Here is a 15,154-nt window from a genome sequence, read left to right on the forward strand (position 1 = left end):
ACTTCTGAGAACTCAATTGGCCACTCGCGCGACACGCGGCAGCGCCGCGGGTTGTTCAAGCAGATCGTAGTGACAGGCCACCTTGCGGCCATCGGAGACATCGCGCAGCATCGGTCGCTCCTCGCGGCAAAGCGTCTGAGCGTAGGGGCAGCGCGTACTGAAGCTGCAGCCTGGCGGCGGATTGAGCGGGCTGGGCAACTCACCCTGCAGCACGCTGCGGGTGCGACTCCGCGCGGTGCGCGGATCGGCGATCGGCGCGGCGGCGAGCAATGCCTCCGTATAAGGATGCACCGGTCTATCCCAGACATCCTCACTGCGGCCTGTTTCGACGATCCGACCGAGATACATCACGATCAGCCGGTCCGAAATATGCTCGACGACCGAAAGATCGTGCGAGATGAACAGATACGACACGCCCGTTGCCTGCTGCAGGTCCTCGAGCAGATTGATGACCTGCGCGCGCACCGAAACGTCCAGCGCAGATACCGGCTCGTCGCAGATGATGACCTTGGGCTTGAGCGCAAGTGCACGCGCAATGCCGAGACGCTGGCGCTGGCCGCCAGAGAACTCATGCGGATAGCGCCGCATCGCATCGGCCGGCAGGCCCACCTGTCCCATCAGCTCGATGACACGATCCTTGATATCACGGCGCGACCAGCCGGCGACGCTGAGCGGTTGCCCGACAATGGTGCCGACGTCATGGCGCGGATTGAGCGATCCATAAGGATCCTGGAAGATCATCTGCATCGACTTCCGCGAGGCCTTCAACGCGCCTGCCTGCATCCGCGTGACATCGTCACCATCGAGGAAGACGCGTCCGTCGGACGTCGGCACCAGGCGCATGATCGCCTTGCCGAGCGTGGACTTGCCGCAGCCGGATTCCCCGACCAGCCCCACAGTCTCGCCGGGCTCCAGGTCGAAACTCACATCGTCGACCGCCCGCACGACGCCCTGTGCGCTCTGGTATTGAACACATAGACTAAGCACCGATAGCAGCGGCATCGCGCGATAACTCCTTCTCGGCAGCAAAACAGGCAGCGGAACGGTGCGGCAGCAACGGCGCCAGCTGTGGTCGCTCGGCACGGCAGCGATCGAGTACATCGGGACAACGGTTCTGGAAGGCGCAGCCCTGCGGCAAATCGGACAGCGCCGGCACGTTGCCCGTAATTTCGACGAGACGACTGCCACGTCGGCGCTGTGCCGACGGCGTCGCCCCCAGCAGCCCACGCGTGTAGCGATGCAGCGGCCGCTCGAACAATGCCTCCACCGGCGCTTCCTCGACCTTGCGGCCGGCATACATCACGGCCACCCGGTCGGCGACTTCGGCAACCACGCCGAGATCATGGGTGATAATGATAAGGCCCATATCGGATGAGGACTGCAGCTCCTTCATCAGTTCGATGATCTGCGCCTGGATCGTGACGTCGAGCGCAGTCGTCGGCTCGTCGGCGATCAGGAGCTTCGGCCCACAAGCAATCGCCATCGCGATCATGACGCGCTGGCTCATGCCGCCGGACATCTGGTGCGGATAATCGTTGAAGCGGCGTTCCGCATCCGGGATACGCACCCGGCGCAGCAACTCGACCGCGCGGTCTCTCGCCTCGTGACGCGACACGTCATTGTGGCGCCTGATTGCCTCGATCAGCTGATCCCCAACCGCGACCACAGGGTTCAGCGATGTCATCGGATCCTGGAAGATCATCGAGATGTCCTTGCCGCGGACCCGCTGCATCTCGCGCTCGGACAAGGCAGCGAGATCACGCCCCATGAAGCGGACGGCGCCACCGACGATCTTTGCCGGCGGGTTCGGCAACAACCGCATGATCGCCAGCGCCGTCAACGACTTGCCACAGCCGGATTCACCGACGATGGCCAGAGTCTCGCCGGCCGAGACTGTCAGCGACAGACCATCGACCGCAGGCAACACGCCACGGCGCGTGAACAACGACACCTGCAGGTTCTCAATGGAGAGGATCGGCGCTGGACCGGCTTTGCTGCCCATGATCATCTCAGCGGTCCCGCAGTTTGGGGTTGAGCGCATCGTTGAGGCCATCGCCCACAAGGTTGAGCGCCAGCACAGTGAGCATGATCGCGAGACCCGGCACCGCGCAGATGTACCAGGACGAGCGGATGAGCGTCCTGCCGTCCCCGATCAGCTGTCCCCAACTGGTGACATTGGGATCGCCGAGCCCGAGGAATGCCACAGCGGACTCGAACAGAACGGCGCCCGCAACGACCAGCGACGACAGCACAATCACCGGCGGCAGTGCATTCGGCAGTATCTCGCCGAACATGATCCGCAGACTGCCCATCCCCATGGCGCGGCAGGCCTGCACGAATTCGCGATCGCGCAGCGACATGAACTCGGCGCGCGTCAGCCGTGCGATCGGCGTCCAGGTCACGACGCCCACGGCGATGGTGACATATTCGATCTTTTGCCCGAGGATCGACACGATGGTCAGCACGAAGATCAGGTTGGGGATGGTCTGGAACAATTCGGTCAGGCGCATCAATAGCTCGTCGACCCAGCCGCCGACATAAGCCGCAGTGGCGCCAACAGTGATGCCGATGATAGTGGCGGTCAGGCTGGCGCAGAGGCCGATTAGAAGCGTGGTGCGGGCGCCGTGGGCAATCATCGCTGCAATGTCACGACCCAGAGAATCCGTGCCAAGCGGATAACGCGACGACATGAAGGGCCAGATCTCCGGCCGCCCGACAATACGAAGCGGGTTGCGCGGGAACCACCATGGCGCGGCAATAGCAACACCGACGACGACCAGGACGAGAAACAGACCGACCAGCGCCGCGCGGTTGCGGGCGAAGCGCCGGGCGAAGTCGAAGAACAATGTCAGCATGATCTACCTCGCCTTGATCCGGGGATCGAGCCGCAGATACAGCAGATCGACGGTCGCGTTGCAGACCGCGACCAGCAGCGAACCGAGGACGAGCACACCGAGCACCATGGGAAAATTGCGACTCATCACGCTGTCGAACAGCAGGCTGCCGATGCCGGGCCAGCTAAAGACCGCTTCGATAACGACGCTGCCGCCAAGCATGGTGCCAAGCTGCAATCCGAGCAGCGTGACGATCGGCAACATCGCGTTGCGCATCACATGTGCCATGACCACACGACCGCCCGACAGGCCTTTGGCACGCGCCGTCCGCACGAAATCCAGCCGGGCCACCTCCAACATTGAGGCCCGCATCACGCGCGCGAAGGTCGCAGCGTAGAACAGTCCTAGTGCCGTTGCGGGAAGGACGAGATGATGCATCACATCCAGAACGGCACCGAAGGCACTTTCGTCGACGCCGATGGTGCGCATGCCGCCCACCGGAAACCAGCCGAGCTTCACCGCAAACATCACCGTCATCATGATGCCAAGCCAGAAGCTCGGTGCAGCGAAGAAGAATACCGCACCGAGCGAGATCAGATTATCCCAGATTGTGTTGACCTTGATCGACGCCAGCACGCCGGCCGTGACGCCAACGAGCAAAGCAATTCCGATTGCCGCCAGCATCAGGATCAAGGTCGCCGGAAGCTGCTGCATGATCACATCAAACACCGGCGCGTTCTGCCGGTACGAATAGCCGAGATCGAGCCGCATCACCGACCAGATATATTTGGCAAGCTGCACCGACACCGGCTGATCGACGCCGTAGGTGTGACGCAGTTGATCCAGCATCTTCGGGTCGGTGATCTGCTGTTCGGACGTCATGACGTCGAACAGACTCCCAGGCGCCAGATGGATTAGAACAAAATTCATCACAATGACCGCGAAGATCAGCGGAATGATTTGCACGAGCCTGCGGATGATGATGCGACGCACGTTTGCCTCCGCTCTCAGCGGTCCAGCCAGACCTCGGCCCAGCTTTCACCCATGAAGTCAGCGGTCAGCGAATGATCGCGAACATCAGAACGAGCGATCGTCACGGGTTCAAGGTCGACCATCGGAAGGACCGGCGCGTCGCTCGCTGCGAGTTTGTCAAACTCGTGCACCAAGGATACGCGCTTCTTCTCATCGGTCTCGATCGCCATCTTGCTGACGGTTTCGTCCATCTTCGGATTGGAATAGCCCGTGGCGTTGCGGAAGGCCGCCCCCTTCACGATACCGTCGGTGGTGTAGTATTGCGTTGTCTGCGGGATCGGCTCGATGCTGGCTGAATTGTTCGACACCGCGACGTCATAGTCATAGTCGGTGTAGATGCGTTTCAGCGAGGTCGCGCGATCGGGGATCGCCAGATCGACGGTGATGTCGACGTCCTCGAAGGCCTGCTTCAGATACTGACCGATCTTGACGTTTTCCTCGAACCACCCGGCCGATACCAGGCTCATCTTGAAGCGCGAACCGGCCTTCACCGGATAGCCGGCAGCATCGAGCAACGCGGCCGCCTTTTTAACGTCGAACGGATAATCCTGAACGTCCTTGGTGAAGAAGATCGAATTCGAGAAGTGGAGAGCACCAAGCGAGGGACGCGCGCGACCGAAGAAAACCGTATCCGCGATGAAGCTGCGGTCGATCGCATGAAGCAGGGCCTGACGCACCTCGCGCTTCTTGAAGATCTCGCGACGCTGGTTGAACTCGACACTCGTGATCCACGCCGAATTCGAATAGCCCTTGGTCTCGGCAACGAACTTCTTGGTGGCCGTCAGGCGCGCGATGTCCGGCGCAGGAATCGGATTGAATGTGCCTATATCAAGCTGGCCAGCCTCGAACGCAGCCGACCGCGACGCCGGATCTCGCCACCAGCGGATCACCAGCTTGTCGAGATAGGGCTTGCCAGCATTCCAATAGGTGTCATTGCGGGCATATTCGACATGGCTGCCGCGCACCCACTCCTTGACCTTGAAAGGACCGGTGCCGATCGGCGTATTGTTGATCGGATTGGTAATGATGTTCGACCCGTCATAGATATGCTTGGGTATGACGAGACCGGCTTTGCCGGCCAGCACGGACTTGAGGAAGAACTCTGGCACCGGCACTTTGAATTTCAGCACCACGGTCAGCGGATCGACGGCCTCTGCAGTCTGCAGCGCATCGAGGGTGACGCCAGCGGAGATCGGCTTCCAATATTGGATCGCATTGAAGACGAGATCGTCCGAGGTCAGCGGCTTGCCATCATGCCAAGTGACGTTCGGACGTAGCTTGATCGTGTAGCTGCGAAAATCCTCTGCCGGTTCGATCCCGAGAGCTAGCACCGGTTCGAATTTGAGATCGGCGGTCAGGCGGATCAGCCGCTCGAACACCTTGGTCGACGTGAAATACGGACTGGAGCCGCCACCCGCTGGAACGAACAGGGATTGCGGCTCAAATCCACCCCATGTGCCGACCAGCGTGCCGCCGCGCTTCGGCGCTCCGGTTGCCGCCTTGGAAGACCCGGCAAGGCCGGAGGCTAAAGCAGCACCGGCCGTCGTCATCAAAAAATCACGTCTGCTAAAACCGCTCATTGTTCTTCCTTTGTTGCAGACAGGAACCGGTCCGCCATCGTGCGCCGCCCGGTCCTGCTATTATTTTGCTTCAAGCGTCGAATAGGTGCCGCGACCGATGGCGAGCAGCGCCCCCTTCTCGTCAAACACATCGACGTCGGCGACGCCGACGCTCTTGCCGGCACGGCGCACCCGCGACACGGCAACCAAGGCGGTATCGACAGCCGGCTTCAGGTAATCGACCCGGAAATTCACGGTCGGAAGGCCGCGCCCGACCATCATGCCGACGGCGAAATCGCCAACGGTGTCGATGACCGAGGCAATGACGCCGCCATGCCATTGCTTGGAGCCCGGCCGACGTTCGAATTCCGGCCGCATCGGCGACCGCATCGTCACTTCCTGCGTTGCCGGATCGGCCTTGATCACCTCAAGGCCGAGGAACAGATTGAACGGCGACACGTCCAGCATCTGCTGAATCTCGGCAGCCGTCAGAATCTTGACGTCGGGCTTGCTCACGGCGTCACCACGACTTTGCCGAATACTGCACGGTCCTCGATGACGCGCACAGCCTCCTTCGCTTCTTCCAGCGGATAGGTCTTGTCGATCAGTACCTGCAGCTTCTTGGCTGCGACGAGATCGAACAGTTTTGTGATATCGTCACGTTCCCAGCCGTTGGAGCCCTTGATCTCCAGTTCGAAGGTCCAAATGAAGCGAAGATCTTCAGTAGGCGAGTAGCCGGCCGTGGCACCGCAGGTCAGGATGCGGCCACCAAGCTTGAGGCAACGCAGCGATTTGACCCAGGTGTCGCCGCCGGTGAAGTTGACGACCACATCGACACCGCCGCCTTCGACGAAGCGACGACGATGCGGCTTGCCGTGGCGCTCATAGATCGTCTTCATGAAATCGGACTGGGTGTAGAGGATGATCTCGTCCGCGCCGAGCTCCGTGAGCCTCTTGCCCTTCTCCTCGCTGCCGGCGCAGGCGATCACGTAGGCGCCGGCCAGCTTGGCGAGCTGAACACAACACACGCCGACGCCGCCGCTGGCGCCCAAAATCAGAACCTTCTCGCCGGCCTTGATCTGTCCGATGGTGTTCATCATGCGGATTGCGGTGCCATAGGCGACCGGCAGCGCGGCCGCCTGCTCAAAGCTGACACCTTCCGGAATCTTGACGAGCTGATGCGCCTTGGCGCGGCAGAATTCGGCGAGGCCGCCGTCCTGGGTCTCGCCCATCAGGCCGCCTTCGACGCGGTTGACCGGATCGATCAGCACGCGATCACCGATGTTCCAGCCGGTGACGCCGGCGCCGAGTTCCGAAATCTCGCCGACCACGTCGAGGCCAATGATGACAGGCAGCGGCACCTTGATGCCGGGCATACCGCGGCGGGTGAAAACGTCGTGATAGTTGATCGACGATGCCCGCACGCGGATGACAACGTCGCCCTCGCCGGCCTTCGGCGTCGGATAATCCGCCGTGAATTGCAGCTTATCGTTATCGCCGTGTTCGTAAAGGACAACTGCTCGCATGATCTATCTCGCTCCGTTGATTCAGGCTGCGACGGAGAGGGACCAGCTTGCCAGCCCCTCCACCGCCTGTTGAGTGATGGAAATGGCTTGTTCGGTGGTTTCTTCGCGCCAGTGCGACGACACCGGGACAAAGCAATCGTGCAGGTCTGCGCGCAGCATGCGAACGCGCTCGCTATCTTTCTCGGCCTTGAACTTCAGCCAGAGATCGAGCTGCAAGGCGCGGCGGACCTTGGTACCACGCGTGCCAAATTCGATCACAGCGCCGACCATCGGTCGCGCGCCGAGAAACCTGGTCATGCCGTGAAACACGAGTCCCTGATAATTGGGCCGTGCAAAATTGTTCGGCTTCTGGCCGACGATGCGGTCACGCCCCCACCAGCGCACAGCTTCCGCATGAAGCGCGCCACCTTCAGGGTTGAAACACAGAAAGAAGGACTCGCCGAAATCACCGATGCCAGTATGCCAATCGACGAAGCCGACACGCTCGGCCGCGCCGAGATGATCGGCAACGATGGTCTCCAGAGTCAGATTGGACCACTCACGCCCGGAGCCGCCATAATTGGAACCATCCGGGAAGTCGTACTGCCCGCGCGCCAGCGTGTCGAATAGACCGTCGTCACCATGCGCGTCCTTGAAAGCTTCGACGGCCTCGGCGTAGATCTGCAGGGCTGCCGGCGTCCAGTCCTCCGGAAGCAGGTGCGGATAGAGCTTTGCATAGCCCGGATTGGCCGGACGGGGAGCGGCGAAATCGATGAAGTTGCGATTGAGATCGACATTGTTTTCAGTGGTCCGCGTACCCCAGGCAAAGCCGTAGGGATTGATCGCGTGAACGAAGAGAATCGACACGCCGCGCGGAAGAGCGCGTGCAAAATTGCTCTGCAACCAGCCGATCTGCGCCGCCGAACCGCTGAGGCCTTCGAGGCCGTGCGTACCGCTGAGGATCACCAGTTGCGAAGCTGCGCGCGGATCGCCGAGCCGCGCCACATCGATGCACAGATCCTGGCCATTCGGACCCTTGAGCGCCGGATGGGTGTAGGTGGTCAACGCAGCGCCGATGTCATTCGCAGCGTTGCGAAACTTCACGCGCGCGCCGTCATAGTCGAGCGCAAAACTCCGAGTGAAATCATTGGGGAGCGCTACCATCACGCCGTGAACCCCAGAGCGACATTGGCTGCGTCGGCATGCGACACAATGATTCCGTCAGCATAGGGCTTGAAGGAAACGCCGGCCGCATCGAACACGGCGCGCGGCGTGTCGAGCGACGCGACCTTGAACACCAGCGCGACCATGCGATCAGTGCCATCCTCGCTGGCAAGCGCCGCACCGGCATAGCGATCCGCGACCGCTGCAGGATCGAGCACGACAATCGTTGCGGCGCCGGCATTGAACGAAAAGCCGCCATCCGTCGGCGTCAGAAGCGGTGCGCCGAACATGCGTTCATAGAGCGCTGCAGTTCGCGCCGGCTGCTGCGAGGCGATGACAAATTCGACGATTTCAGTGGCACCATTGGCATGCGTCTGCCATTCGGGGCGCCACACCAGTTCCGGCGTATCATGATGGCAGAAGAACGTGCGGCCGTTTTGCACTTCGTCGCCCGCCACGCGGATGACCTTGAAACGCGCGTCTTGGGCGCCGCCCGGCAATTCGACCGGCCGCGCGAAGCTCATTGGCTCCATGACGGGAACGGCGTTGTCCTTCAGTGTCGCATAAACCAGATCGGCATCGACAGACTTGAAAACCAGACCGCTCAATCCTGGTGGATGCGCCCAGAGATCAGCACGCATCGTTTCGCGCCCCGGCAGGTAGCCAAGCAATTCGAGATAGTTCGTGCCGAAGATTGCCAGGTTATTACTGGAGCCGAGCGTATGGTGACCGCGCTCCGTCAACTGAAAGCCGAGGCGAGTATATTGCGCAGCAGCCTCATCAAGCTGGCCCATCACGTTAATGACAACGTGATCGAGGACCGGCGAGATCTTCCGTTGCACGGCACGCATATCACTCATACGAAAGCCTCATTGCCTTCCAGGTTAGGGAGACCAGCAAGATCGATGCCAATCCAAAGAACAATCACGCCGATGTCATGCAGCACGTGGTCGCGGTTCTTCCTTCGCCATGGAAAAGGCGAGCGCCGCATCCGCATGAAGAATCGTTGAATCGAAGACTGGAAGATCGATGTGCTCGGGGCCGACCAGGAGACAGATCTCGGTACAACCAAGAATTACGCCGTCAGCGCCACGCTCTTTTCCTCGTGCAATCGCATCGAGATAGAGACGGCGCGAATCCTCGCGAACAACGCCTTGGCATAGTTCATCGAAGATGATGTCGTGAATGAACACACGATCGGCCTCAGCCGGAATAACGGGATCTAGCCCGAACCCCTCGCGCAATCGCGTCACATAGAAGTCCTGTTCCATCGTGTAGCGCGTTGCCAGAAGTAGCGGCCGCTGCAGCCCTGCAGCCTTCACGGCAGCGCCGGTAACGTCGGCAATGTGAAGAAGCGGGATCGACACTGCCTGCTGCACTTCGTCGGCAAGCTTGTGCATTGTATTCGTGCAGATCAGAATGCAACCAGCACCGCCTCCTTCCAGATCGCGTGCGATGTCAGCGAGAACCTGACAGGCCTCGTCCCAACGCCCTTGTTTCTGCAAGCTGACAATCGCGTCGAAGTTGATCGAACGCATCAGAATATCCGCGGAGTGGAGCCCACCGAGTTCGGCGCGGACTTGCTCATTCAGCCGGCGATAGTAAACAGCAGTACTTTCCCAGCTCATTCCACCAATCAAACCAATCGTCCGCATTACTATTGCTCGCTCTGTCCAGTCGATGTGCTTGACGGAACGATAGCATCGGCACCGCGCAATCCGATTGCGGATCGCGGTCATCATACTCAGTTTGCCTGAGAAGAAACTTCATAGTTCGAGCGATCGGCGGAATAGGATTTCAAATTTTCCGATCCGTCGCATCAACGTTTCTTCGTTGGGTCCTGACAGACCAGAATGATGCAACGACGTGCAGCGCCGGGAGTCGCCGTGTGTGTCGTGTGAAATCTCACTGTGTGAGAAGAGTCCGGTCTGCACCAGGAGTAGAACTCAGTGCAATTTAACACGCATGCGGATCGGACACGTTTCGCGAACAATCCGCATGAGCCGTTCATCGGAAACAAACGAGGTCGCCTCCTGGAGGGAAAGGCGACCTCGTGGAGCGCGCGAATGCCCTCGCGCCGGTCCATGTGCTCTGGGGAAGAGCGCCATATTTGACCACGGCGCTCGCGCTCGTGTGTGACGACGGCATGACACGGCATGTGACAGTTGATCGCATCGGCTGAGTCTTGCGTGTGGTCGTTCGACCTGATGCCTTCCATCAACGCAATATTTTTTATCCCGATGCATCGTTGGGATTCTGAACGTCCTAGGCATGACGGGCGTATTGCTCGACACTCGCGCAGATTATCAGGCGACCCGAGACCCCTCTGTTCAGATCTTCGACGTCGACTGCACGGCGCGCAAGAACGGCGCGCTGGTTGACGTAGCCCTTGTCAGTAATCTCGCCGCCATCGACAGATAGCGGCTCTGCCAGCAAAAGCGCGCAAGTTGCATAGGTGGAAGACCCTCCGCCTGCCGCCTTCAGTCTTGCGAGCCCTTCCCCTATGGACGAACGCACATTTTCACAGTCAAGCACGACATCGATGCTCGCTGATTCCGGCAGGCCGGACACCGCGCGGCAGGCAGCCAGATTGGGAACAAGAAGAAAGCGCACATCCTCGCCGCCATGGCCGGCCACGACAATATCCTGAACCAGCGGCGCCAATGCAGAGATTCCCGCCACGCGCAGCGTTCCGACGTTGACCCATGTGCCTGATGTCAGCTTGAAATCCTCGGCGATGCGCCCGTCGAACAGCAAGCCCTGCTCGGGATGAGCCGGATCTGCAAATGCAACGGCATCGCCGATCAGATAGAAGCCGTCCGCATCAAAAGCTTTCGCGGTGAGGTCCGGCGCCTTCCAGTAGCCCGGCGTCACATTGGGCCCGCGCACCCGCACCTCGAACTTGCCGTCAGATGGTACGAGCTTTAGCTCCGTACCGGGAATCGGCACGCCGATATTGCCTGATCTTGGCGCCTGAAAATGACAATCGGTCGCAAGCGGCGATGTTTCCGTCGATCCCCAGGCGGAAACCATCGGCAACGGACGCCCGATTGTCTCGATGGAAAGTGTCTCCAACGCCGACCACGTGCTCTGCGGCAGAGCCGCACCGGCATAGAAGACGAACTTCACCTCGTTGAAGAATCGCTCTCGCAACTGGTCGTCTTTCCGCAGGGCGGCGATAAGCATATCGAAGCCGCGCGGCACGTTGAAATAGACCGTCGGCATGATGCTGCGCAGATTGGCAATGGACGTCGCGAACAGTCCGGGCGCGGGCTTGCCGCTGTCGATGTACAGCGTTCCGCCATTGCGAAGCACCATATTGAAATTGTGATTTCCGCCGAAGGTATGACTCCAGGGCAGCCAGTCGAGAAGAACGAGTTCGCTCTGCTGAGTTTCGAGAAACGGCCAGGTCTGTGCCTTGGCCTGCTGGCTTGCGGTCAGCATGCGCTGGGTATTGATGACCGCCTTCGGCGCGCCGGTCGATCCCGACGTGAACAGGAACTTGGCGATCGTATCGGCATCGACCGCTGCGAAGGCATGATAGATCGCTGCGCTCACCGGCGTCGTGATCACATCGGCATATGAGTATCCCGCTCCGGCAGCCGCGCCACCGCCGATGATGGCGGCAGTGTGAAACGGGCCTATCGCAGCGAGGGCCGGACCGAACTGATGCAAGTTCGAGACGTAGATGGCACCGGGATCAAGAAGCTGGATCGCGCCACGCAGCTTTTCGAAATCCTTCGACATCAGCGAATAGGCCGGGGAAATCGCGGCAACGGGCACACCGACATGCATCGCTGCCAGGGCCAGAACCGCATGCTCGATGCCGTTGTCCGACAGCACTGCGAGGGGCCGCTGCGCACTCATCTCCTGTGCAAGAATCCAGCTACCCGCGCCGCGCACCCGTCGAAGCGTCTCGGCATAGCTTAGCGTCACCCAAGGCACATCCGGACTGGACCGCTCCGCCAGAAAGATCCGCTCCGGCGCCCGTTGCGCCCAATGTTCCAGCCAGTCCCCGACACAACGCGCATAAGGGCGCAGTGCTGTATCGGATCGAAGAAGGATCGTACCGTCGGATCGCTGTTCTGCGTCAACCGACGGCGTCAGAAAAAATGGACTGCCTGAGCCAGCCGCATTGTCGCGGTCCAGAACCATCGCTTCTCTCCCCCATAACGTACCCGTCTTTGTTCTTATTCGGGCTATTCAATCGAAACGGTCGTTGCCGGCTCGGATCGGATGCAACATCGATCAGTAAGTCTCGACGTGATATCTTCCACCGCCGCGCATCGCCGCTTTCAGATCCGACCAATCCATCGATGCGGCGCGGCAAATATCGGCGAAGGCCTCTTCAACGCCACTTTCCATGCCTTTCAACCCGCAGATATAGACGTGGGTCTGCACGTCGCGCAGCAGCGACGTGATCGCAGCAGCTTCGCTGCGGATACGATCCTGCACATAGATCCGCGGCTCGCCCGGCACGCGCGAGTAGCAGAAGTGCTTGCCCAGCAACTCCTCCGGAACCTTCTGCAGCGGACCGAAATAGGGCAGTTCCTCAGGACGGCGCGCACCGAAGAACAGGAGCAGCCGCCCGGGCGCGCCAGGCATCGCGCGCCGGCGGCGCTCCGTGAAGCCGCGGAATGGCGCAGAGCCCGTGCCAGTGCAGACCATGAGAACATTCGCCGAAGGATCGTTCGGCAGCAGGAAGGTGGCACCGAACGGTCCAGTGACTTCGACCTTTGCGCCACGCGGCAGATCGCACAGGTAATTCGAACACAGCCCGCCGGACTCACGTTTCACGGTTAGCGCGAGATTGTTGGTGTTCGGCTTCTCGCCATCGCGCGAACTGGCGATCGAATAGAGTCGCACCTGATGCGGCTTGCCGTCCGCGCCCAGGCCCGGCACGACGATGCCGATGCTCTGGCCTTCGAGGATGGGAAACGGCTGTTCGCCGAAATCCAAGATGATATGGCGCACGTCGGAGTCGGCCGTCGCGTGGGTGAGCCGGAAATTGCCGGTCACCGTGGCCAGTGCGGGCTTGCCGCGGTTATAAAGATTGACCGACGCCTTGCTCGATGACAACGGCGCGACGGGCTTACCGCCTAGCCCTTTGCGTGCTTCTTCGAGCAACGCGCCGATCTCATCCTCGAGCGCCTCGATGGCGCCAGCGCCGTTGTCCGCGATCTCTTCCTGCGCCGGCAGGTCACTCCAGGAGAACTGCTCGTCGAGCGAATATGGCGCCGCGACGACGCGCCAATTGTCGATCGCGCCGGTCGGACATGGCGAGATGCAATCCATGCAGTAATTGCAGATCTCTGCGTTGACGACATAGTTGTTGTCGTCATGCGTCACCGCACCCACCGGGCAGCTCTCTTCGCAGGTGTTGCACCTGATGCAGATTTCCGGATCGATCAGATGCTGTTTGAAAGGGGCGTTCATGGCAAATCCCGCACGTGCCATCGAGGACTGACAGCGACGGGGGGAGCTGGAAATCCCTCCGCCGCGTCCGCTCGTTTCAGGCCGCAATCTTTACGTATTCGAAGTCGCCCGGCTTGTTATCGATGCCGACCTTCGGCGCCGATATCCAGCTGGCGAACTTGCCCGGCTCGCTGACCGCCGTCATCAACGACGCGATGAAATCACCGTCGTCAACGGACGGTAGATAGTCGTTCCTGGCTTTCGCCCAGGCGGCATCGCTCATGATGATGCCCTTCGGCGAGGCGTTCACATCGCGGAATTCACCGATCTGGCGATGGAATGCGGTGTGAGGCAAATCGAAACGGAAATTGACGCCGGCTTTCTCGATGATCTTGTTCCAGCGCTCGACGCCCTTGGCACAATCCGCGGTGTAATCGTCGCGTAGACGCATGTTGAGCGCGGTCAGCGCCGGCTCGTCGACCAGCTTGATTTCGCCATCGACGAATTTCAGGACCTGATAGATGTCGTTGGTGAGCTGGTGATCGTCCTCGATCTTGGTCTCTTGGAAGCGGCCCTTCAGTCCGGAATTGTAGAAATTCGCGGCATTGGTCGAGACTTCCGAGCCGAACAGATCGAGCGACAGCGAATAGTGCAGGTTGATCTTCTTCTGCATGGTCGGCAGGTCGATCACGCCGAGCGCACGGATTTTCTCGATGGCGTTGGGATCCTCGATCCCCGCCGCCTTCATCGCTTCACAGGTTCGCTGCAACACGCGCCCGACGCCGGTCTCGCCGACGAACATATGATGCGCCTCCTCCGTCAGCATGAAGCGGCAGGTGCGCGACAGCGGGTCGAAGCCGGATTGCGCCAGACTCTCCAACTGCATCTTGCCGTCGCGGTCGGTGAAGAAGGTGAACATGAAGAAGGACAGCCAGTCCGGCGTCGCCTCATTGAACGCACCGAGCATGCGCGGCGCATCGGCATCGCCCGAGCGGCGGCGGAGAAGATCGTCGGCCTCCTCGCGGCCGTCGCGACCGAAATATTTCTGCAGCAGATAGACCATCGCCCAGAGATGGCGCCCCTCCTCCACATTGACCTGGAACAGGTTGCGCAAGTCATAGAGCGACGGCGCGGTCTGACCGAGATGACGCTGCTGTTCGACCGAGGCCGGTTCGGTGTCGCCCTGGATCACCACGAGACGACGGAGCATCGCTCGATATTCGCCGGGCACTTCCTGCCAGGCGGGTTCGCCCATGTGTCGTCCGAAGTTCACCTTGCGCTCAGTATCCTGAGGCGCCAGCAACACGCCCCAGCGATATTCAGGCATCTTCACATAGTCGAACTTGGCCCAGCCTTTGGGATCGACCGATATCGCGGTGCGCAAATAGACGAGGGATTCCTGAAAACCTTCAGGCCCCATGTCGTTCCACCAATCGAGGTAGCCGGGATGCCATCCCTCCAGCGCCTTGAGCACCTGGCGATCCTCGGCCAGATTCACATTGTTCGGAATCTTCGTGCTGTAGTCGACATTCATGATGTTCATGGCTGGGATCTCCCGCTGTATTTCTCATCGTTCGAATTGGGCAAGCCACCGACTTGCATTTATCCAAAGAGTGACACATGGCCGCGCTGTTCCAGTTGCGGA

13 protein-coding genes are annotated in these 15,154 nt (G+C 60.5%); all 13 read right to left on the minus strand.

All coding sequences use genetic code 11. The annotated features are described in order from the left end of the window. Positions 1 to 12: 12 nt before the first annotated feature. The 13 genes from AB8A50_RS15590 to boxB all read right to left on the minus strand — a co-directional run bounded on the left by AB8A50_RS15590 (position 13) and on the right by boxB (position 15,052). On the minus strand, positions 13 to 1,002 hold the full coding sequence (locus tag AB8A50_RS15590) for an ABC transporter ATP-binding protein (RefSeq protein ID WP_439078214.1): 990 nt from the start codon (positions 1,000 to 1,002) through the stop codon (positions 13 to 15). Further along, positions 980 to 2,002, minus strand: coding sequence for an ABC transporter ATP-binding protein (locus AB8A50_RS15595; protein WP_439078215.1), 1,023 nt, complete (start codon positions 2,000 to 2,002; stop codon positions 980 to 982). The genes AB8A50_RS15590 and AB8A50_RS15595 overlap by 23 nt, the downstream gene beginning before the upstream one ends. 7 nt (positions 2,003 to 2,009) lie before the next feature. Beyond that, positions 2,010 to 2,855, minus strand: coding sequence for an ABC transporter permease (locus AB8A50_RS15600; RefSeq protein ID WP_093756969.1), 846 nt, complete (start codon positions 2,853 to 2,855; stop codon positions 2,010 to 2,012). Between the two features lie 3 nt (positions 2,856 to 2,858). Next, the gene (locus AB8A50_RS15605) at positions 2,859 to 3,827 is read right to left on the minus strand and encodes an ABC transporter permease (RefSeq protein ID WP_093756970.1); all 969 of its coding nucleotides are present in this window, start codon (positions 3,825 to 3,827) and stop codon (positions 2,859 to 2,861) included. A 14-nt stretch (positions 3,828 to 3,841) separates the two neighbouring features. Continuing rightward, complete coding sequence (locus AB8A50_RS15610) at positions 3,842 to 5,416, minus strand: ABC transporter substrate-binding protein (RefSeq protein WP_439078216.1); 1,575 nt, start codon at positions 5,414 to 5,416, stop codon at positions 3,842 to 3,844. Between the two features lie 90 nt (positions 5,417 to 5,506). Then, the gene (locus AB8A50_RS15615) at positions 5,507 to 5,941 is read right to left on the minus strand and encodes a PaaI family thioesterase (RefSeq protein ID WP_093756972.1); all 435 of its coding nucleotides are present in this window, start codon (positions 5,939 to 5,941) and stop codon (positions 5,507 to 5,509) included. Next, entirely contained in the window at positions 5,938 to 6,951 is a 1,014-nt protein-coding gene (locus tag AB8A50_RS15620) for a quinone oxidoreductase family protein (protein ID WP_439078217.1), read from the minus strand. Before AB8A50_RS15620 ends, AB8A50_RS15615 begins: the two co-directional genes overlap by 4 nt. Before the next feature lie 21 nt (positions 6,952 to 6,972). Next, the gene (locus AB8A50_RS15625) at positions 6,973 to 8,094 is read right to left on the minus strand and encodes a M14 family metallopeptidase (protein ID WP_439079981.1); all 1,122 of its coding nucleotides are present in this window, start codon (positions 8,092 to 8,094) and stop codon (positions 6,973 to 6,975) included. Then, positions 8,094 to 8,954, minus strand: a complete 861-nt coding sequence (locus tag AB8A50_RS15630) for a VOC family protein (RefSeq protein ID WP_439078218.1) — start codon at positions 8,952 to 8,954, stop codon at positions 8,094 to 8,096. Before AB8A50_RS15630 ends, AB8A50_RS15625 begins: the two co-directional genes overlap by 1 nt. A 75-nt stretch (positions 8,955 to 9,029) precedes the next feature. Beyond that, a complete protein-coding gene (locus tag AB8A50_RS15635; protein WP_320447867.1) occupies positions 9,030 to 9,749 on the minus strand; it encodes an aspartate/glutamate racemase family protein in 720 nt (239 codons plus the stop codon). Positions 9,750 to 10,359: 610 nt separating this feature from the next. Beyond that, on the minus strand, positions 10,360 to 12,249 hold the full coding sequence (locus AB8A50_RS15640) for a feruloyl-CoA synthase (RefSeq protein WP_439078219.1): 1,890 nt from the start codon (positions 12,247 to 12,249) through the stop codon (positions 10,360 to 10,362). A gap of 93 nt (positions 12,250 to 12,342) precedes the next feature. Continuing rightward, positions 12,343 to 13,530, minus strand: a complete 1,188-nt coding sequence (gene boxA / locus AB8A50_RS15645; RefSeq protein WP_439078220.1) for a benzoyl-CoA 2,3-epoxidase subunit BoxA — start codon at positions 13,528 to 13,530, stop codon at positions 12,343 to 12,345. A 76-nt stretch (positions 13,531 to 13,606) separates the two neighbouring features. Continuing rightward, positions 13,607 to 15,052 carry a benzoyl-CoA 2,3-epoxidase subunit BoxB gene (gene boxB, locus AB8A50_RS15650; protein ID WP_120286981.1) on the minus strand — a complete coding sequence of 482 codons (1,446 nt, stop codon included), beginning with the start codon at positions 15,050 to 15,052 and terminating at the stop codon, positions 13,607 to 13,609. Positions 15,053 to 15,154 lie beyond the last annotated feature (102 nt).

This window comes from Tardiphaga sp. 841_E9_N1_2 (genome assembly GCF_051811065.1).
Classification (GTDB): Bacteria; Pseudomonadota; Alphaproteobacteria; order Rhizobiales; family Xanthobacteraceae; genus Tardiphaga; species Tardiphaga robiniae.